The following is an 18457-nucleotide window of genomic DNA, read 5'->3' on the forward strand; positions in this document are numbered from 1 at the left end:
TCTGCGTCGTTTGCGACCGTCACGGCAGCAGATCGTCCGCCCAGCGCGAGCCGCCAGGGTTCAATGCTGGCCGGCAGGGGCATTCTTCATGTCCATCTGGGCATGTGGATGTCGTCACTGAAGCCCGGGCGCACGGTGGATCGGGCGGCCGTCCCGTTTGCTCCCCGGTACGGGTAAAATTGCCGGGATTCCCGTTTCCCCGAGCCTTCCATGACCTGCCGCACCCGCTTCGCCCCCAGTCCCACCGGCTACCTGCACATCGGCGGTGCCCGCACGGCGCTGTACTGCTGGCTGGAGGCGCGCCACCGCGGCGGCGAGTTCGTGCTGCGCATCGAAGATACCGACCGTGAACGCAGCACCCAGGGCGCGATCGACGCGATCCTGGAGGCAATGGAGTGGCTGGGCCTGAACTATGACGAAGGCCCGATCTACCAGACCCAGCGCGTGGCCCGCTACAAGGAAGTGGCCGAGCAGCTGATCGCCGACGGCAAGGCCTACTACGCCTACGAAACCCGCGAAGAACTCGACGCAATGCGCGAGGCCGCCATGGCGCGCCAGGAAAAGCCGCGCTACAACGGCGCCGCACGCGAGCAGAACCTGCCGTACCGCGACGATCCCAACCGGGTGATCCGCTTCAAGAACCCGCTGGAAGGCACCGTGGTGTTCGACGACCTGATCAAGGGCCGCATCGAGATCGCCAACAGCGAACTGGATGACATGGTGATCTTCCGCCCGGACGGCTTCCCCACCTACAACTTCGCGGTGGTGGTGGATGACTGGGACATGCGCATTTCCGAAGTGATCCGCGGCGACGACCACATCAACAACACCCCGCGCCAGATCAACCTGTACGAAGGCATCGGCGCGCCGGTGCCGAGGTTTGGCCACATGCCGATGATCCTGGACGAGCAGGGCGCCAAGCTGTCCAAGCGCACCGGTGCGGCCGACGTGATGCAGTACAAGGACGCCGGCTACCTGCCCGACGCGCTGCTGAGCTACCTGGCCCGGCTGGGCTGGTCGCATGGCGATCAGGAGCTGTTCAGCCGCCAGGAGCTGATCGAGCTGTTTGACGTGACCCACTGCAATTCCAAGGCCTCGCGCCTGGACATGGCCAAGCTGGGCTGGGTCAACCAGCACTTCCTCAAGACCGAGGATCCGGCGGTTGTTGCTCCCCACCTGGTCTATCAGCTGAACAAGCTGGGCCTGGACCTGAACGCCGGCCCGGCGCCGGCCGACGTGGTGGTGGCCCTGCGGGACCGCGTGCAGACCCTGAAGGAAATGGCGGAAAAGGCCGTGGTCTGGTACCAGCCGCTGCTCGACTACGACGAGGCAGCAGTGGCCAAGCACTTCAAGCCGGGCGCGGAACTGGCGCTGGGCAAGACCCGCGAGCTGCTGGCCGCACTGGGTGACTGGACGCTGGACGGCGTCGCGGCGGCCCTGCACGACGTCTCTGCAGTGCTGGAGATCGGCATGGGCAAGGTGGCGCAGCCGCTGCGCGTGGCCATCACCGGCACCCAGGTGAGCCCGGACATTTCGCAGACCGTGTTCCTGGCCGGGCGTGAAGAGGCCTTGAAACGCATCGACGTCGCACTCACTAAAGTACCGACGGCCTGAGCCCAGGAGACCGCATGTCCGCCAAGACCGCTTGTACCGCCCCACACCATCATGTTCACGACGCTTCTGACTTCGTGAAGGTGGTGGAGCGCGTGTGCACGGAGCGCGGACTGCGGCTGACGCCGATCCGCGCCAACGTGCTGCGCCTGATCGCCGAAGCCGGCAAGCCGGTCAAGGCATACGAGTTGCTGGAATGGGTGCGCAACGGCAAGGGCGTGGGCGCCGACGCCCCGCCCACGGTGTACCGTGCGCTGGATTTCCTGATGGCCAACGGCTTCGTGCACAAGCTCGAGTCGGTCAACGCCTTTGTCGCCTGCCACCACCCCAGCAGCGCGCAGCATTCGGTGCCGTTCCTGATCTGCAACAGCTGCCACAGCGCGGTGGAGCTGGAAGACCGCGAGATCGTCAGCCAGCTGGAAAAGCGCGCCAAGGAACTGGGCTTCCAGCCCCAGGCACAGACCCTGGAAGTGCACGGTCTGTGCGCCCGCTGCGCGGGGTAAAGCCGCAGCCTTTCGACGGGACGTTGGACCATGGCGGCTGGTAGGGTCGGCTCCCAAATGACTGCCGATGCCGCTTATCAACAGTGGGGCGCATGACCTCTGCGGTAGAAGCGCCTTCGTTTCAGGTCATGCGTTACCGGACGTTGCACTGTCACCGGCAGGCGTTTGGGAACCGCCCCTACCTTCTGGGCTCCGCTGCGGTATCGACCCGTACGACGACCGACATGCCGGGGCGCAGCCGCGGCGCCAGCTGCTGATCCGGGTCGATCGCGATCCGCACCGGCAGCCGCTGTACCACCTTGGTGAAATTGCCGCTGGCGTTGTCCGGGCGCAGCACGCTGAACTCCGAGCCCGTGGCCGGGGCGATCTGTTCGATGTGGCCGTTCAAGCGTTCGCCATCGAAGGCATCCACCGAGAACGTGGCCGGTTGGCCGATGCGCATGCGCCAGGTCTGCCCTTCCTTGAAATTGGCTACCACCCACAGCGTGTCAGGCACCAGGAACATCAGCTGCGAACCGGCGGTGACGTATTGCCCCAGCCGCACCGATGCTTCGCTGACCTGTCCGTCGCGCGGGGCATGGATGACTGTGTTGGCCAGATCGATGCGTGCCAGCTCCAGCTGCGCCTTGGCGGTTTCCACGCCGGCTTCCAGGCCCTTGCGTGCCACCTGGGTGGACGTGAGGGTCTCTTCTGCGATGCGGATCTGCGCCTGCGACTGCTGCACCGATGACTGCGCGGCCTGCGCGCTGGTGCGGAACTTGTCACGGTCGTTCAGCGCCACCAGTTGCTGGTCGGCCAGCTCCTCATAGCGTTTGAGCTCGTTGCGTGAGCGCGCCAGTTCCGACTGGCCGGCCGACAGCGCTGCTTTGGCAGCGCCGATCTGCGCCCGGTTCTGCGCCTGCGCCTGATCGGAATTGGCCAGCGCGGCCACCGCGCTGTCCAGGTTCGCCTGCGCCTGCGCTACTTTTTCCCTGTAGATGCGGTCGTCGATGCGCAGCAGCGGTTCGCCCTGTCTGACGTGCTGGAAATCCTTCACCAGCACATCGGTGACATAGCCGCTCACCTGCGGCGCAAGCACCGTGATCTGCCCACGCACATAGGCGTTGTCGGTGCTGACCCAGCTGCTGTTGAACGGCCACAACGACCACGCGCGCAGGATCAGTGCGATGCCGATCAACGCGACCACGATCATCACGACCACGCTGCGCCGGCTGGGCTTGAGGTACTTGGGCGCGCCGCCCGGCGTTGCAGCGGCAGCCGGGGCAGCGGGTGCCGTCACCGGCGCGGCATCGGTCGGGGCCGGGGGATTGACGTCGTCAGGGGGCGCATCGCGAGGGGGGGTGGACATGGCGTCACTCATCGCTGGGCCGCGGCGGACGGCGCAGCGGCTGAAGGGGAGGGGGAACCGGGATGGCGCTTGCGCCACTGCTTGAGCACGGCGGTACGCACCGATAGCAGCAGCAGCCAGCCCAGGAATCCCAAGGCGACCCGGCCACTCAACGAGAACACGTCATTGAAGCCGCGCACGTTGGCTTCACGGCGCGTGATCTGGGCCAGCTGCCCTGTGCCCTGCGCGCTGCGCTGCACACCATCGGTGAGCAGCGGCGCATACAGCTGCTGCTGCAGCTTCAGGCGCTGCGCGACCACGCCATCGGACGGATCGAGCTGGCTGACCAGCGCGCTGGAATATACCTGCTCGCGGTGCACCTGGTAGGTGCCCAGGAGCGCCGAACCGGCCAGCCCGCCCAAGGTCTGGGTGATGGACACCGTGACCAGGAAGGTGATCATGTGGTCGGTACCCTGTTTGAGCGCCTGGGTGATCCCAAGCATGATCAGTGGGCCCATGAACATGCCCGACCCCATTGCCGCCAGGAACTGGCTGAGGAAGAAGTCATGCGGCCGGTCCTGGCTGGTGCGGCTCTGGTCGAGCAGCGCGGCGCTGCCCAGCAGCAGGATGGCCATCAACAGCTGCGCGATGATGCGCTTCGGCCCGAAGGTCAGGGAACTGGTCGCGATGCCGGTGATCACCCCGGCCAGGATCACCGCGAACAGCGGTCGCATCTGGTCCGGGCCCATGCCCAGCTGGCGCATCAGCCCAACCACGCCGTAGGACTGTTCGGTGGTAAGGAAGCGCAGCAGGAACGCGCCGACGATGAAGTGCAGCATTGGCAGGCTGGACAGCCAGCGGATCTGCAGCAGTGGATTGCGCCGGCAGCGCTCGACCACCAGCCCCGCCGTGCCCAGGGTGATCGACGCGACCAGCGCCCAGCCCAGCCACGGCGTGTCCAGCCACCAACGCAGGGTGCCCTGGGCCAGCACCACCACCAGCAGGGCCACGGCGGGGGCAAGCAGGGCGAAGCTGACGAAATCCATCGGCTCGAACACTTTGATCTGTGCGCCGGGCGGCAGCTTCAGCATTACCACCGCAGCGAACGCGCACAGCGCCAGCCCGGCCTCGAACAGGTACAGGTTATGCCACTGGCCGGTGTCGATCAGGCCCGGCGAAACCAGCCAGGCAATCGGCACGGCCATCTGTGAAATGCCCACGCCGATCACCAGCAGGTTGCCGGTGTAGCGTCGCGGCAGCGACTGCAGCATGTACAGCGTACCCAGCGTGGTGCAGGCCGCACCGGCGAAGCCGCTGGCCGCACGCATCATCAACGTGGTCTCGAAACTACCTACGAACAGATGCAGCACCGCCAATACGGCGTACAACCCCAACCCGATCTCGGCGAACAGGCGGATGCCGTACTGCTGGCGGAATTTGAAGGCCAGCAGGTTGGCGGTGACGTTGACCATCGCATAGGCGGCGACCAGCCAGCTGCCCTGGGTCGGGGTGAGCCCGAGCTGGCCCTGCAGGAACGGCAGATTGGCGGTCACCAGTGCATTGCCCAGCCCGCCGGTGATGCCCACCAGCAGTGCAACCAGCGCGTAGGCCACGCGCCGGTGGGGCGGGTGCCACGGCATCGACGCGGAGCCGGGCAGGGTCGGTTTTTCGTGTTCCTCCCAGTCGGGAATGGGCTTGAGGTACTCGGGCATCAGCGGCCTCCGTCGACCTGTCCGCCCAGTCCTCCACGCAGCAGTTGGAGCGCGCGTCCGGCAAGCCGTGCGCGCTCCTCGCGGGTCTTGCCGCGCAGTGCCGCGCCCAGCATGCTGGAAATGAGCGAAATATCGGCCGCCTGCAGGTCCGGGCGGCACAAACCGGCATCGATCGCGCGCTGGATGGGCGCCTTGAGCAGGGTGTGCACGGTCTGCCGCGCCGCCTTGATCGTTGGTTCGTCCGGGTCGACCGCGCGCCAGTAATCGGCCAGCGCCGGCGACTGTACGATCCGCGTGGCCATGCCCTGCAGCACTTCGAACAGGGCGTCATCGCGGTCGCCCAGCGTTTCCACCTGGCGCGCGATGCGCGCCACGGTCCGGTCCAGCAACGCCTCGATCAGCGCAGTGCGGTCGGGGAAATTGCGGTACAGGGTGGCGCGTCCGACCTGTGCTTTTTCCACGACCAGGTCCAGCGGCGCGGTGACGCCATGCTGGCCGAACACGCTGTCGGCGGCATCCAGGATCAGGGCGCGGCGCGCAGCCGCATCGGCACGTTGACTTTGCATGCGCTATTTTCGGACAGGGATGTCCGCAGTGGAAGCCGGGCGGGCGATGCCGGTATGAGGCCGCTCTGGTTGGTCAACAAGGCGTGAAGTCGCCGCCTCCCGGTCCGGCAGGGCGAAAAAAAACGGGGGCCTTGCGGCCCCCGAAGGTCGAACATGTACCCCGGCAGTGATCAGAAGTACGCGCGGATGCCGAACGCCACGCCACGGCCCGGCAGCGGCGAGTAGTCCCGCAGCAGCGAGGTGTGCGCACGCGCCTCGCGGTTGGTCAGGTTGTTGCCGTCCAGGAACACTTCGTAACTGTTGCTGTCCGAACGGTCCCAGCGGTAGGCGACGTGCGCATCGACCAGGGTGTAACCGTCGCTCGGCGCTTCGTTCTGCGCGGTGTCCTTCTGGCTGCTGTAACGCACCGCGCCGATCGAGGCACGCCAGCCGTCACGCGACCAGCGCAGGTCGGCGCCGACCCGGGCCGGAGAAATGCGCGGCAGGTAGCCGGTGTTGGCCAGGTCCACGGTGTAGTTGTGGTCATGGTCGCCGTGCGGCACGGCGATGTCGACGCTGCGGCTGCCGCTGCCATCCAGCTCTGCCTTCACGTAGTCGCCGAACACGCGCAGGTCCCAGTCGCCGGTGCTGCCTTCGAACAGGTGCACCAGGGCTTCGGCTTCGGCACCCTTGAAGGTGGCGTCCTGCTGGGTCCACAGGCGGACCGGCAGGCTTTCGACCACGCCGGTGTCGGCCAGGTAGATGAAGTCCTTGAACTTCGTCTGGTAGATCGACGCGGAGAAATCGAGACGGTCGCTGTGGGTGTGGATGCCCAGCTCGACGCGCTGGCCGCGCTCGGTCTTCAGGTTGGCATCGCCGATCTCCAGCGAACGGGTAGCGATGTGTGCGCCGGCGGCGTACAGCTCTTCATTGGTCGGCGCGCGCTCGGAGCCGTCCACGCCAAAGCGCAGGTCGACCGCATCATTGAGCTTCCAGATACCGGCCGCCGACAGGTTGGTGGCATCGAAGGTGCGCGCGCGGTAGTCGCCGGTCGGGTCCAGCTTGACCTGGTCGTGGCGGCCACCCAGTTCCAGCTTGAAGGGGCCGAACTGCTTTTCCTGGAGCACGAACAGCCCCACGTTGCGGGTGCCGGTATCGGGCACGAACGCTTCTTCGCCCTTGGCGCCGAAATCGCTGTTGCCGAACTGCAGGCCGAACGCGCCGTCCCAGCCGCCGATCTGCTGCTGCACGGCTTCCAGGCGGGCTTCGACGCCGCGGTTGGTGAAGCGCGTGGACGGCGTGCCGGCTTCCAGCTCGACATGCTCGTAGTCGGTGTAGGCGGTGCGCAGGTTGATGTTCTTCAGGAACGACACCGGGTTGTAGATGCCACCCTTGGCTTCGAACCGGTTCTGCACCATGTCGATGCGCACGTCGTGTTCGCCGCCTTCTTCTTCCTCGTCGCCATGATCGTGGTCATGATCATGGTCGTCGTCGGCATGCACGTGGGCGCCGTTGGGAATGCCATAGTTGGTGCGGTAGGTGCTGGCCGAGGCGCCGAAGTAGCCGCCTTCGCCGAGCCAGGTCGCGCCGACGCCACCGGCGCGGGTGCGGATCGAGCTGTTGTCCAGGGTGCCGCGCCGCGGTTCGTCGGCGTCGCCGTCTTCGTGGTCGTGGCCGCTGTGGTCTTCCAGGCCGTCGATCACCGCGTAGCCGGGAATGCGGTAGTCATCGCCGTTGCGGACCAGGCCATCGACATGCAGTACCCAGTTGCCGTTCACGCCATCGAGCCGGAACATGCCGCTGCGCTCGTCGTTGACCGAGTTGCCGCGCACTTCGGCGCGCCCACTGAGCGGGCGCTCGGGCAGGTCGCGGGCGATGCGGCCATCCACCACGTTGACCGCGCCGCCGATGGCGCCGCTGCCGAACAGCAGGGTGGCCGGGCCCTTGAGTACTTCGATCTGATCGGCCAGGAACGGTTCGATGCTGGTGGCGTGGTCGGCGCTGACAGTGGAGGCATCCATGTTGCCCATGCCGTTGGACAGTACCGCCACGCGCGGGCCTTCCTGGCCGCGGATGATCGGGCGGCCGACGCCGGGGCCGAAGAAGGTGCTCTGCACGCCGGGCAATTTGGCCACGGTGTCGCCGAGGGTGCCGGCCTTCTGTTCGTCCAGGCGCTCGCCGGCGAGCACGTCCACCGGGCGCGCCAGCGATTCGGCATCACCCTGCAACGGGCTGGCGGTGACCTTCACCGCAGACAGTTCGGTCAGGTGTTGGTCACGTTCGGCCGCATCGTCGGCGGCGATGGCCAGGGAAGGCAGCAGGGCGGCAGCAAGCGCCAGGGACAGGGCGTGCGGTTTGAAGGAGCGGGAAGAGCGCATGGGCAGAGGGTCCGTCGGCTAATTGTTACAATGTATCAATGGTGGGGCGCGCGAATCCCGTCGTAACGGGCAGGTGGAACCGGGTGGAGCGAGGGGGAGGCAGGTGCGCGTCGGGATTGATGTTATATTATTCCATAACGCTTCGCCGACCCTGCTGGAAGTCATGCCTCTGTTCCCCCGCCTGCGTCATCTGTTGGATCGCTTCGGTGCCACCGGCTCGTTGTTGTGCGCGGTGCACTGCGCCGTGCTGCCTGTCCTGCTGGCGGCGGCGCCGTCATTGGGGTTGTCGGTGTGGCTGGGCGACGAGGTGGAACTGGCGCTGGTCAGCTTCGTGACCCTGCTGGGTCTGTTCAGCCTGGTGTGGGGCTACCGCCGCCACGGTGCGCTGCGCGCGCTCGGATTTCTGGTGCCGGGCCTGACCGCCTTGTGGGCGGGGCTGCTGTACGGGCCGCTGCATCATTCGGCGGTGCCGCACGCGGTGGTGATGACACTGGGCGGGGTGCTGGTGGGGGTCGCGCACCTGGTCAACCTGCGCCTGAACCACGGGCACGTCCATGATGCGAGCTGTGCGCACTGAGGCGCTGTGGTAGGCTTTCCGATCGTGCGCGGGGGCGTCTGCAAGGGCGGGCCCGCCGAACCCGTGTCAGCACGGGGTAATCAGAGTTCAGACTAAGGAGTTGACGACATGGGTAAGGGTGACCGCAAGACCGCCAAGGGCAAGCGCTACAACGCCAGCTACGGCAATTCGCGTTCGCACGCGGTGAGCAAGGTGGCCGTGGGCGCAGCTGCGCCGGTCGCCAAGAAGACCGTGGCCAAGGCCCCGGCAAAGAAGGCCGTGGCCAAGAAGGCTGTTGCCAAGGCCGGCTGAGTTTCGCCAGGTCTGACGAAAAAACGCGGCGCTTGCGCCGCGTTTTTTTTTGGTTTCGAGTTTCATGCTCTCCACCACCAAGCGCGATCACTTCAATGCAGGAACCAGCGTCTCGGGATTGCCATCGTTCGGGGCGGCCGGAATGCCCAGCAGACGCGCCATCAACGGATAGACATCGACGTTGTCGAAGCCGCGCAGGGTGGCACCCTGCTTGAACGACGGACCACGGGCAATGAAGATCGCGCGCATCGAGGGCAGGGCGTTGTCGTAACCGTGCGAGCCACGGTCGCCGGACTCGCGCTGGGCCAGCCGCTCGCGGCTCAGTGCGTTCCAGCCTTCGTGCATCTGGCACACGATCGGCGGGATGCGCGGGTTGCTCCCGTATTCCCAGCGCGGGGGCAGGTTCTGGCGGGTCCAGCAGTCGTAGGTTGCGTGGGCGCCGAGCAGGATCTTCTCTGCCTGGTGCTGCTTGCCCGGTAGCGGTGCGAAACCGATCGACTGGCCCTCCGATACGTTCCTGGCGAGGGACGGATTGATCATGTCCTCCACCGCGATGGTCTGGCCATCCGGGACGCTGGCCATGCCGTGGTCGGACAGCACGATGAGGTTGGTGCGGGCGTCCAGCCCGCGTGCCTGCAGGCCGTCCAGCAGGCGTCCGATGGCGGTGTCGACGTCGATGATGGCCGCCGCGTACGCGGGCGAATCGGGGCCGTTGTGGTGGCCAGCCTTGTCGACCTGCTCCATGTACAGGGTGACCAGGCGCGGGGCATCGGCATCGGTCTGGCCGAGCCAGCCCAGTACCTGGTCGACCCGGTCGGCGAGCGACACGGTGTCGTCGTACACCCGCCACTGGCTGGGGCGGATGCCCTGGATCGCCGCTTCGCTGCCGGGCCACGACCAGGTGGCCGTACGCATGCCGGCCTTTTCGGCGCCGACCCAGATCGGTTCGCCGCCCCACCAGCGTCCATCGGTCACCGCATCGCGCAGGTTGAGCTGAAAACGACCCAGTGCGTCCTCCTGCATGCTGTTGTGGATGATGCCGTGGTGGTCCGGGCGCAGCCCGGTCACGATCGTGTAGTGATTGGGGAAGGTCAGTGACGGGTAGGACGGCGTCATCCACTGTGCGCGCACGCCGTCGTTCGCGATGCGCTGCAGGTTCGGGGTGATGCCACGGTCCAGCATGTCCGCGCGCAGGCCATCTATCGAGACCAGCAGCAGCTTCGGTGCACTGGCTGCCACGGTAGCGGCGTCGGCAGCGGTGATCGACGGCGTTGAAGGGACGCTGGCACAGCTGCTCAGCGCGAGGGCGGCGGCAAGCGCCAGCGAAAGGCGGACGGAAATCATCCCTCCATGATAGTTCGCTGCAGTGACGCGGCGAAGACAACCGATGGCACGGTCAGGCGAACAATGGCTGCGTGCGCGATTCGAGTTCGAGCAGCGCGGCCTTGGTTTCGATGCCGCCACCGAAGCCGGTCAGTGCGCCGCTGCTTCCGATCACGCGGTGGCAGGGCAGCACGATCGGCAACGGGTTGCGCCCATTGGCCGCGCCGACGGCACGGCTGGCGGTGGGGTGACCAATGTGGCGCGCAAGCTGCACGTAGCTCCAGGTCTCGCCGAACGGAATGTCGGCCAGCGCCTTCCACACCCGCAGCTGGAACCCCGTGCCGTGCGGTGCCAGGGGCAGCTCGAACCTGCTGCGTTCTCCGCGCAGGTACTGCAGCAGCTGGGTGCGCGCGTCGCGCAGCGCATGCGGATCACGTTGCCACTGCGCGCGGCCCTTGGCGTCGTAACGGTTGTTCTCGAACAGGATGTGGTGGATGCCCTGGCTGTCGCCGGCCACGGTCAGCGCGCCGATGGGGCTGTCGAAGGTGTCGTAGAGGAGGTTCATGCGGTTACTCCGGAGCGGACGTGGCCAGATGCCACAGGTGCAGCACGGCGTAGGCACGCCAGGGCCGCCAGGCCTGCGAGCGGGCCTCGGTGGCGCGCTCGGTCAGGCGGGTGTCACCGCCCAGTACCTGCTGCAGCACCAGGTCGCCGGCGGGGAATGCATCGGGCAGCGCCAGGGCGCGCAGCGCGATGTAGTGCGCGGTCCACGGCCCTATCCCGGGCAGGGCCACGCAACGATCGATGAAAGTGTCCAGGCGTTGTCCGGCGTGGAAGTCCAGCCGACCATCGGCCACGGCGGTGGCTACTGCACGCACGGTTGCCGCACGCGTTCGCGGCAGGCCGATCCCTTCCAGTGGCGCGTCGGCCAACTGTTCCGGGCTGGGGAACTGACGGTCCAGCCCTTCCGGCATGGCCTCCAGTGGTGTGCCAAAGCGCTCCACCACGCGCCGCGCCAGGGTGATGGCCGCCGCCACGCTGACCTGCTGGCCGAGCACGGCACGTACCGCCACTTCAAAGCCATCCCAACCGCCGGGTACGCGCAGCCCGGGCCGCTGCGCGATGCCGCGCGCGAGCAGCGGGTCCTGTGCCAGCGTGGCGTGCACGATGCGCAGGTCCGCGTCCAGGTCGAAGATGCGCCGCACCCGGCGCACGATGCCGGGGATCGCGCGTGGATCAATCTGGCCCAGCTGCAGCAGCAGCTCGGGGCGGCGTGGATCAGCGGTGACCCGGATCACCGACGGGCGCTCGACCGGGCCGATCACGCGCTGGTAGCTGCTGTCGTCGATCTGCTCGATGCCCGGGATGCAGCGGCGGCGCAGGAAGCCCAGCATCGCGGCGAAATCCAGCGGTGGCCGGTAGCCCAGGCGCAGGGTCAGTGCACCGTCAGCCAGCACGCCACGCTGGCGGCGGATCGCGGAGGGCGGCATGCCGCAGCCTTCCACGAACGCGGCGTTGAAGCGGCGCAGGCTGTTGTAGCCGGCGGCCATGGCCACGTCGGTGACCGGCAGCGCGGTTTCGGTCAGCAGCTGCTTGGCCAGCAGCAGCCGGCGGGTGGCGTGGATCTGCGCCGGGGCCGCGCCCAGCCGTGCCACGAACAGCCGCTGCAGCTGGCGCGCGCTCAGGCCGAGCCGGGCAGCCAGATCGCCCACCGCGGCATCCTGCAGGAAGCCATCGTGGATCAGCGCCAGCGCGCGCTGCAGGGTTTCATTGCTGAGCGCGTCCTGCGCTTCCGGAGCCAGCTCCGGCCGACAGCGCAGGCAGGGTCGGAAGCCTGCCGCGGCGGCAGCGGCCGCCGTAGGGTAGTAATCGACGTTGACCGGCTTCGGCGCCGGCGCCGGGCAGACCGGGCGGCAGTAGATACCGGTGCTGCGCACGGCAGTGAAGAACACGCCGTCGAAGCGCGCATCGCGGGCCAGGCGGGCGCTTTCGCAGGCGGCGTAATCCAGGGGCAGGGCGGTGTGCATGGGGCCCAGTCTATGCGCCCGGCCGGGGCCCGGCTCGCCGTTTTCGGACAGCAATGCCGGGCACGCCCGGTGCGGTTCAGGGCAGGTTGCCGTGATGCCGGCCGGGCGCACTAGACTGTGCCTTCATGTGCCGTTTTCGGCACGCCCTTTGTCTGGAAGCCGGGTGTCCATGCTGCTCAAGTCGTGCGGGTTGTTACTGTTGTGCCTGGGGCTGGCGGCCTGCAGCCAGCTGGAGAACCCCGGCAACGTCACCGCCGCCGACAAGGCGGTACGGGCGCAGACCGCCGACGGCGACCACATGGTGTCGTTCAATGCCGCCGATGCACCCCCCGCGCCGCCACCGCCGCCTCGCAAGGGCGAGCAGGACTGGCCGACGGTGGCGCTGGACAACGGCAAGGCCTGGCTGAGCTGCGACACCGAGTACGCAGACGAAGCAGGCGACGGCGCCCCGCTGCAGGCGCTGGACCGCGCCAGCCTGGAAGCGGCCATCGCCCCGTGCGTCGAGCGCGGCCTGCTGCGTGTGCGCTACGCCGGCAAGATCAATCCTGGATTCACCGAACTGGTGACACGTATCGCGCTGGTGGCCGATGCCCAGCACGTCTCGCGGCGCATTCTCGACCTGGATTCCAGCGGCGGGCAGGTGGAAGCGGCGATCGCGGCCGGTGATCGTATCGGCGAATCCAACTGGACCATCTGGGTGCGTGAAGGCTCGGTCTGCCACAGCGCCTGCGTGTTTGTACTGGCCGCCGGCGACAACCGGCTGGTGTCGGGCAAGGTCGGCATCCACCGCATGATGCGGATCAGCTCCAAGGCTACTTCGCGTGCCGAGCTCAATCTGGAACTTCACGAGGTCTACGACAACGTCAAGGATTACCTGCAGCGGAACGGCGTGGCGGTCGGCGTGGCCGACCTGATGATGACCGTGCCCAACCGCAGCCTGCGCCTGCTCAGCAGCGAGGAACTGCGCCAGTTCGGCCTGGATGGCACCAATGCGGTGCAGGACGATCTGGAGCGGATCAAGCAGATGCGCAAGTGCGGCGATGATTTCGTGCGGCGCAAGGATGCATTTCTGGTTGCCTTCGACCAGGAGTGCAAGCGCGAGGGCAGCGAGCTGGACGTGATTACCCGCTGCGGGCAGACGCTCAAGCAGCGCTTCGGTTTCCCGGATGCGACCTGCCCGGACGAAAGTCCGCTGTCGGAAATCGATGTGTCCACGTTGTTGCCGACCAACGAAACGCCGCGCGATGCGGTGGTCGAACGCACCGCCAGCGATGCCGACCAGCCGCCCGCGGAGGCGGCCGAACGCAACTGACGGCCTGCTCACGGGGTTCCCGTAGACTGGCGTGAAATCCACTGCCGCCCACGGTGCCCCGATGCGCGTTCCGCTGCTGCTGTTGCTTCTGCTCCCCGCCGTTGCCTTGGCCCAGACCCCGCCGCCGGCCACCCCGGCACCGGCGCCCGCGCGCCCGGCACCTGCCTCCCCGGCTGCCCCGGCACGGCCTGCCTTGACCCCGCAACAGCAGGCGCAGGTCCAGAAGCAGGATCAGGAAATGGCCGCTGCCGGCCTGAAGGTGGCGACCCTGGTTGATGCCGGACGCGCCGCCGAGGCCTGGAAGGGCGCGTCCGAAGTGGCCCGCAGGGCGGTCACCGAGCAGGCGTTCGTGGCGCAGCTCGACGGCGACCGCAAGCGCCTGGGCGCGCTGGTCTCGCGCGGCCAGCCGGTGGTCACGCGGGTCAAGTACAAGGCGGGCGCGGCCGTGCCCGAGGGCCTGTACATCAACGTCAGCTTCCCCACCCGGTTCGCCAACAGCGCGCAGCCGGTGCGCGAGCTGGTGTCGTTCCGCTTTGACGACGACAGGATCTGGCGCCTGGCCGGTTACAGCGTCCGCGCCGCAGCTCCCTGATCGCAGGAGGAACATCGCATGGGTATCGAAATCCAGATGCTGGGCTGGTCCATCGTACTGGGCCTGGTGCAGGTGATGATCGCCGCTGGCGCGGTCACCCGCGAACGCGGGCTGGCCTGGAATGCGTCGGCCCGCGATGGGGTACCACCTGCGCCGGGCCCGCTGGCCGCGCGCCTGCAGCGGGCGCAGGCCAATTTCCTGGAAACCTTCCCGTTCTTTGCCGCCGCCGTGCTGGCGGTGGTGCTTACCCAACGCCAGGACAGCACCACCGCGCTCGCCGTGCAGCTTTATTTCTGGGCGCGGGTGGTTTACGTGCCGCTGTATGCCGCAGGCATTCCCTACCTGCGCAGCCTGGTCTGGGTGGTGTCGCTGGTGGGCATCGTGCTGTTGCTGTGGCGCCTGCTGCACGGGCTGGCGTGAACCGGCGCCGACGCGGCTGATCCAGATCAAGAGCGCCGCCGGCGGTGAGGGCTAAGCTCGGTCGTGGTCAAGCAACGGAAACGGATCATGACGAACGATCGCAGCGGGCAGGCAGTGGATGTGGTGGTAGTGGGCGCCGGCCCGGCGGGGCTGTGTTTCGCTCGCGCGCTGGCCGGCAGTGGCCTGCGCGTGGCGATGGTGGAGCAGCAGCCGCGCGCGGCGCTGGCCGAGGCCGCCTTCGACGGGCGCGAAATCGCGCTCACCCATGCGTCGCGCCACATCCTCGAGCAGCTGGGCCTGTGGCAGCGGCTTGACCCCGCTGAAGTTTCGCCGCTGCGCGACGCCAAGGTCATGGACGGGCGTTCTCCATTCGCGTTGACCTTCGCTGCGCGCGACGCGCGCGGTGGCGACCTGGGCTGGCTGGTGCCCAATCACCTGATCCGCCGCGCGGCATGGGACAGCGTGCAGGACCAGGCCGACCTGGAGATCCTCGACCAGTGCAGCGTGCGCGGCATCGTGCCCGGTGCGCGCCACAGCGAAGTGACCCTTGCCGATGGGCGCCGGCTGCAGGCGCGGCTGGTGGTGGCGGCCGACAGCCGGTTCTCGTCCACCCGGCGCATGCTGGGCATCGGCGCGCGCATGCGCGATTTCGGCAGATCGATGCTGGTCTGCCGGATGCAGGTCGAGGTGCCGCACCAGCACACTGCGTGGGAGTGGTTCGGCTATGGCCGCACCATGGCGCTGCTGCCGCTCAACGGCGACCAGGCGTCGGCGGTGATCACCCTGCCGCCGCCCGGGATCGAGGCGCTGCTGGTACAGGACGAAGCAAGCTTCGGACGCAGCATCGGCGCGTGTTTCGAACACCGGCTGGGCGCGATGACCCCGGTGGCGCGCCCCATCGCGTACCCGCTGGTGGGGGTGTACGCCACTGCGTTCGTGGGCGCGCGCTGCGCGCTGATCGGCGATGCCGCGGTGGGCATGCATCCGGTCACCGCGCACGGTTTCAACCTGGGCCTGCAGAGCCAGGACCGGTTGGCCGCGATCCTGCGCCGGGCGGCCGGGCGGGGTACCGATATCGCCGCTCCGGCCGGTCTGGCCGCCTACGAGCGGGGGCACCGGCTGGCCTCACGGCCGCTGTACGAGGCGACCAATGCGATCGCCACGCTCTATACCGATGACCGCCTGCCGGCGCGCGTGCTGCGTCGGGCGGGGCTGCGGCTGGCCCACGGGGTGGCGCCGTTCCGGCAGGTGATCGCCGCGCACCTCACCCAACGGTGAGGCATCACGACCGTTGGTCGTGAGCCACCATGGTAGGTGACGACCGTTGGTCGTGAGCCACCATGGTAGGTGACGACCGTTGGTCGTCACATGGGATCAGGGGGCGTCGCTATCAGCGATGACGTTGATCACGGTGTCGCCGAACTGGACCTGCTGGCCACCGCGGATCTTGCAGGCCTTGCGCAGCTCCACTTCGCCGTCAACGAGGACCTGGCCGTCGCCGATCACGGTCTTGGCCTCGCCGCCGCTGGTCACGAGGTCGGCGAGCTTGAGCAGCTGCTTCAGTTCCACGTATTCGCTGTCCAGTTCAAATTCGAGGGTCTGCATCGGGTGGGGTATCCTGTGAAGGGGCGCGGGCACGGGGCCGGCCGAAAGTGGGCGCGTATTGTGCGCCAGCACGCGGCGCTTGCAGCATCCGGGCTGAAATCTGTACACGTGGTTCAGGATCCATGCGGTATCATCGCGCCCTGAGCGAGTGAATTCTCCTCCGACCGAGCAGCGCCAGGGCACGCGATAAGAAAGGGCGCCCAAAGCGCGGACCATCCCCTTTTTTATGCCACTGCCACGTAAAACGGTAGTGGCTTCGGAGTTCCCCATGTCCCAAGAATCCCCCACGCCGCTGCTGTTCGCAGACCTCGGCCTGTCCGACGCTGTGATGAAGGCCGTTGCCGCCGTCGGCTATGAAACCCCGTCGCCGATCCAGGCTGCCACCATCCCGGCGATGCTGGAAGGCCGCGACGTGCTGGGCCAGGCCCAGACCGGCACCGGCAAGACCGCCGCCTTCGCGCTGCCGGTCCTGTCCAACCTGGATTTCAACCAGACCAAGCCGCAGGTGCTGGTGCTGGCGCCGACCCGCGAACTGGCCATCCAGGTCGCCGAGGCGTTCCAGACCTACTCCTCGGGCATTCCCGGTTTCCGCGTGCTGCCGGTCTACGGCGGCCAGCCGTACGGGCAGCAGCTGCAGGCCCTGCGCCGCGGCGTGCACGTCATCGTCGGCACCCCGGGCCGAGTGATCGACCACCTCGACCGCGGCACCCTGGACCTGTCCGAGCTGAAGACCCTGGTGCTGGACGAAGCCGATGAAATGCTGCGCATGGGCTTCATCGACGACGTCGAAGCGGTCCTGAAGAAGCTGCCGGAAACCCGCCAGGTGGCACTGTTCTCGGCCACCATGCCGTCGCAGATCCGCCGCATCGCGCAGACCTACCTGAAGAACCCGGCCGAAGTCACCATCGTCAGCAAGACCACCACGTCGGCCAACATCCGCCAGCGGTACTGGTGGGTGAGCGGCATGCACAAGCTGGACGCGCTGACCCGCATCCTGGAAGTGGAACCGTTCGACGCGATGATCATCTTCTCGCGTACCAAGGCAGCCACCGAAGAGCTGGCGGAAAAGCTCCAGGCCCGTGGCCTGGCCGCCGCGGCCATCAATGGTGACATGCAGCAGGCGCAGCGTGAGCGCACCATCGGCATGCTCAAGGAAGGCAAGCTGGATATCCTGGTCGCCACCGACGTGGCGGCCCGCGGCCTCGACGTGGAGCGCATCAGCCACGTGCTGAACTACGACATCCCTTACGACACCGAAAGCTACGTGCACCGCATCGGCCGTACCGGGCGTGCCGGCCGCACCGGTGATGCGATCCTGTTCGCCACCCCGCGCGAGAAGGGCATGCTGCGTGCGATCGAGCGTGCCACCCGCCAGCCGATCGAAGAAATGCAGCTGCCGAGCGTGGACGCGGTCAACGACACCCGCATCAACAAGTTCATGAGCCGCATCAGCGACGCGCTCGATGCCGGCGGCACCGAGTTCTACCGCGACCTGCTGCAGAAGCTGGAAGGCGAGAAGAACGTGCCGGCGATCGACATTGCCGCTGCATTGGCCAAGCTGCTGCAGGGCGACTCGCCGTTCCTGCTCACCCCGCCGGTGCGCGGTGCCCGTGAAGAGCGTGCGCCGCACCCGCGCAATGACCGCAACGATCGGGGTGAGCGCCCGGCGCGCTTCGAGCCGCGCTTCGAGCGTGGCCCGCGCCGCGAAGACGACCGCGGCCCGCGTCCGCCGCGTCCGGAAGGCGATTTCGTCGGCAACGACGGGGGGTTCGAACGTGCCCCGCGCCGTGAGATCGCCCCGCGTGGCGAGCCGGAGCCCGGCATGGAAACCTTCCGCATTGAGGTGGGCCACGTGCACGGGGTCAAGCCGGGCAACATCGTCGGCGCGATCGCCAACGAAGCCGGGCTGGAGAGCCGTTTCATCGGCCGCATCGACATCCGTGACGACTTCTCGATCCTGGATCTCCCGGCGGAAATGCCTGCTGAACTGCTCAGTCACCTGAAGAAGGTGTGGGTGTCGGGCCAGCAGCTGCAGATGCGCAAGGTCGAGCCGGGTGAAGACACCGCCGGTTCGGGTTCGGCCCGTCCGCCGTTCAAGCCGAAGTTTGGCCGCGGCGGAAAGCCGGGCGGTCCGGCGGGGCACCGCGGTCCGGGCGGCCCGGGCGGCAACGATCGCCCGCCGCGTCGCGACGGCTTCAAGCCGCGCGGCCCGCGCAACGGTTGATCGATCCACA

At 67.7% G+C, this 18457-nt stretch carries 17 protein-coding genes; 9 read left to right on the top strand and 8 right to left on the bottom strand.

From position 1 onward, the window contains the following. Positions 1-210: 210 nt before the first annotated feature. On the top strand, positions 211-1614 hold the full coding sequence (gene gltX, locus ACTJI4_RS14730) for a glutamate--tRNA ligase (protein WP_440869789.1): 1404 nt from the start codon (positions 211-213) through the stop codon (positions 1612-1614). Positions 1615-1628: 14 nt separating this feature from the next. Beyond that, the gene (locus tag ACTJI4_RS14735; RefSeq protein WP_440869790.1) at positions 1629-2114 is read left to right on the top strand and encodes a transcriptional repressor; all 486 of its coding nucleotides are present in this window, start codon (positions 1629-1631) and stop codon (positions 2112-2114) included. A gap of 178 nt (positions 2115-2292) precedes the next feature. Here ACTJI4_RS14735 and ACTJI4_RS14740 read toward each other — a convergent pair whose 3' ends face one another. The 4 genes from ACTJI4_RS14740 to ACTJI4_RS14755 all read right to left on the bottom strand — a co-directional run bounded on the left by ACTJI4_RS14740 (position 2293) and on the right by ACTJI4_RS14755 (position 8076). Beyond that, positions 2293-3462: an HlyD family secretion protein gene (locus ACTJI4_RS14740; RefSeq protein WP_440869791.1), complete on the bottom strand. Its 1170-nt coding sequence runs from the start codon at positions 3460-3462 to the stop codon at positions 2293-2295. Positions 3463-3470: 8 nt separating this feature from the next. Beyond that, positions 3471-5156 (bottom strand): MFS transporter, encoded by a 1686-nt coding sequence (locus ACTJI4_RS14745; protein WP_440869869.1) that lies wholly within the window; start codon positions 5154-5156, stop codon positions 3471-3473. After that, on the bottom strand, positions 5153-5719 hold the full coding sequence (locus tag ACTJI4_RS14750) for a TetR/AcrR family transcriptional regulator (protein ID WP_440869792.1): 567 nt from the start codon (positions 5717-5719) through the stop codon (positions 5153-5155). Before ACTJI4_RS14750 ends, ACTJI4_RS14745 begins: the two co-directional genes overlap by 4 nt. A gap of 170 nt (positions 5720-5889) precedes the next feature. Continuing rightward, positions 5890-8076, bottom strand: a complete 2187-nt coding sequence (locus ACTJI4_RS14755; RefSeq protein ID WP_440869793.1) for a TonB-dependent receptor — start codon at positions 8074-8076, stop codon at positions 5890-5892. A 163-nt stretch (positions 8077-8239) separates the two neighbouring features. On the opposite strand from ACTJI4_RS14755, the gene ACTJI4_RS14760 reads away from it, so the two are divergent. Together ACTJI4_RS14760 and ACTJI4_RS14765 are read left to right on the top strand one after the other, a co-directional pair. Continuing rightward, positions 8240-8653, top strand: coding sequence for a MerC domain-containing protein (locus ACTJI4_RS14760; RefSeq protein WP_392915925.1), 414 nt, complete (start codon positions 8240-8242; stop codon positions 8651-8653). A gap of 108 nt (positions 8654-8761) precedes the next feature. Further along, complete coding sequence (locus tag ACTJI4_RS14765; RefSeq protein ID WP_068850363.1) at positions 8762-8944, top strand: 30S ribosomal protein THX; 183 nt, start codon at positions 8762-8764, stop codon at positions 8942-8944. Positions 8945-9031: 87 nt separating this feature from the next. Here ACTJI4_RS14765 and ACTJI4_RS14770 read toward each other — a convergent pair whose 3' ends face one another. Genes ACTJI4_RS14770 through ACTJI4_RS14780 form a run of 3 tightly spaced genes read right to left on the bottom strand, consistent with a single transcriptional unit; the run spans position 9032 to position 12294 of the window. Beyond that, a complete protein-coding gene (locus tag ACTJI4_RS14770) occupies positions 9032-10288 on the bottom strand; it encodes an alkaline phosphatase family protein (protein ID WP_440869794.1) in 1257 nt (418 codons plus the stop codon). A gap of 52 nt (positions 10289-10340) precedes the next feature. Further along, a complete protein-coding gene (locus ACTJI4_RS14775) occupies positions 10341-10832 on the bottom strand; it encodes a methylated-DNA--[protein]-cysteine S-methyltransferase (protein WP_392915931.1) in 492 nt (163 codons plus the stop codon). 4 nt (positions 10833-10836) lie between these two features. Beyond that, positions 10837-12294, bottom strand: coding sequence for an AlkA N-terminal domain-containing protein (locus ACTJI4_RS14780; RefSeq protein ID WP_392915934.1), 1458 nt, complete (start codon positions 12292-12294; stop codon positions 10837-10839). Between the two features lie 172 nt (positions 12295-12466). Between ACTJI4_RS14780 and ACTJI4_RS14785 the strand changes: the two genes are divergently transcribed. The 4 genes from ACTJI4_RS14785 (at position 12467) to ubiM (ending at position 15896) form a co-directional block, all read left to right on the top strand. Then, positions 12467-13606: a hypothetical protein gene (locus ACTJI4_RS14785; protein WP_392917543.1), complete on the top strand. Its 1140-nt coding sequence runs from the start codon at positions 12467-12469 to the stop codon at positions 13604-13606. A 61-nt stretch (positions 13607-13667) separates the two neighbouring features. After that, entirely contained in the window at positions 13668-14198 is a 531-nt protein-coding gene (locus tag ACTJI4_RS14790; RefSeq protein WP_392917546.1) for a DUF4019 domain-containing protein, read from the top strand. A gap of 18 nt (positions 14199-14216) precedes the next feature. Continuing rightward, positions 14217-14618, top strand: coding sequence for an MAPEG family protein (locus ACTJI4_RS14795; protein ID WP_440869795.1), 402 nt, complete (start codon positions 14217-14219; stop codon positions 14616-14618). An 87-nt stretch (positions 14619-14705) separates the two neighbouring features. Further along, positions 14706-15896: a 5-demethoxyubiquinol-8 5-hydroxylase UbiM gene (gene ubiM, locus ACTJI4_RS14800; protein WP_440869796.1), complete on the top strand. Its 1191-nt coding sequence runs from the start codon at positions 14706-14708 to the stop codon at positions 15894-15896. 96 nt (positions 15897-15992) lie between these two features. Here the strand turns inward: ubiM and ACTJI4_RS14805 are convergent, their stop codons facing one another. Then, positions 15993-16223: an RNA-binding S4 domain-containing protein gene (locus tag ACTJI4_RS14805; protein WP_068850383.1), complete on the bottom strand. Its 231-nt coding sequence runs from the start codon at positions 16221-16223 to the stop codon at positions 15993-15995. A 268-nt stretch (positions 16224-16491) separates the two neighbouring features. Between ACTJI4_RS14805 and ACTJI4_RS14810 the strand changes: the two genes are divergently transcribed. Beyond that, complete coding sequence (locus ACTJI4_RS14810; protein ID WP_440869797.1) at positions 16492-18447, top strand: DEAD/DEAH box helicase; 1956 nt, start codon at positions 16492-16494, stop codon at positions 18445-18447. Positions 18448-18457 lie beyond the last annotated feature (10 nt).

The organism is Stenotrophomonas sp. 22385, from assembly GCF_052045085.1.
Classification (GTDB): Bacteria; Pseudomonadota; Gammaproteobacteria; order Xanthomonadales; family Xanthomonadaceae; genus Stenotrophomonas.

What these genes read in the sequence shown, in the direction of transcription:
- gltX (WP_440869789.1), top strand. Translation starts at nt 211, where the DNA reads ATGACCTGCCGCACCCGCTTCGCCCCCAGTCCCACCGGCTACCTGCAC.
- ACTJI4_RS14735 (WP_440869790.1), top strand. Translation starts at nt 1,629, where the DNA reads ATGTCCGCCAAGACCGCTTGTACCGCCCCACACCATCATGTTCACGAC.
- ACTJI4_RS14740 (WP_440869791.1), bottom strand. Translation starts at nt 3,462, where the DNA reads ATGTCCACCCCCCCTCGCGATGCGCCCCCTGACGACGTCAATCCCCCG.
- ACTJI4_RS14750 (WP_440869792.1), bottom strand. Translation starts at nt 5,719, where the DNA reads ATGCAAAGTCAACGTGCCGATGCGGCTGCGCGCCGCGCCCTGATCCTG.
- ACTJI4_RS14755 (WP_440869793.1), bottom strand. Translation starts at nt 8,076, where the DNA reads ATGCGCTCTTCCCGCTCCTTCAAACCGCACGCCCTGTCCCTGGCGCTT.
- ACTJI4_RS14760 (WP_392915925.1), top strand. Translation starts at nt 8,240, where the DNA reads ATGCCTCTGTTCCCCCGCCTGCGTCATCTGTTGGATCGCTTCGGTGCC.
- ACTJI4_RS14765 (WP_068850363.1), top strand. Translation starts at nt 8,762, where the DNA reads ATGGGTAAGGGTGACCGCAAGACCGCCAAGGGCAAGCGCTACAACGCC.
- ACTJI4_RS14770 (WP_440869794.1), bottom strand. Translation starts at nt 10,288, where the DNA reads ATGATTTCCGTCCGCCTTTCGCTGGCGCTTGCCGCCGCCCTCGCGCTG.
- ACTJI4_RS14775 (WP_392915931.1), bottom strand. Translation starts at nt 10,832, where the DNA reads ATGAACCTCCTCTACGACACCTTCGACAGCCCCATCGGCGCGCTGACC.
- ACTJI4_RS14780 (WP_392915934.1), bottom strand. Translation starts at nt 12,294, where the DNA reads ATGCACACCGCCCTGCCCCTGGATTACGCCGCCTGCGAAAGCGCCCGC.
- ACTJI4_RS14790 (WP_392917546.1), top strand. Translation starts at nt 13,668, where the DNA reads ATGCGCGTTCCGCTGCTGCTGTTGCTTCTGCTCCCCGCCGTTGCCTTG.
- ACTJI4_RS14795 (WP_440869795.1), top strand. Translation starts at nt 14,217, where the DNA reads ATGGGTATCGAAATCCAGATGCTGGGCTGGTCCATCGTACTGGGCCTG.
- ubiM (WP_440869796.1), top strand. Translation starts at nt 14,706, where the DNA reads ATGACGAACGATCGCAGCGGGCAGGCAGTGGATGTGGTGGTAGTGGGC.
- ACTJI4_RS14805 (WP_068850383.1), bottom strand. Translation starts at nt 16,223, where the DNA reads ATGCAGACCCTCGAATTTGAACTGGACAGCGAATACGTGGAACTGAAG.
- ACTJI4_RS14810 (WP_440869797.1), top strand. Translation starts at nt 16,492, where the DNA reads ATGTCCCAAGAATCCCCCACGCCGCTGCTGTTCGCAGACCTCGGCCTG.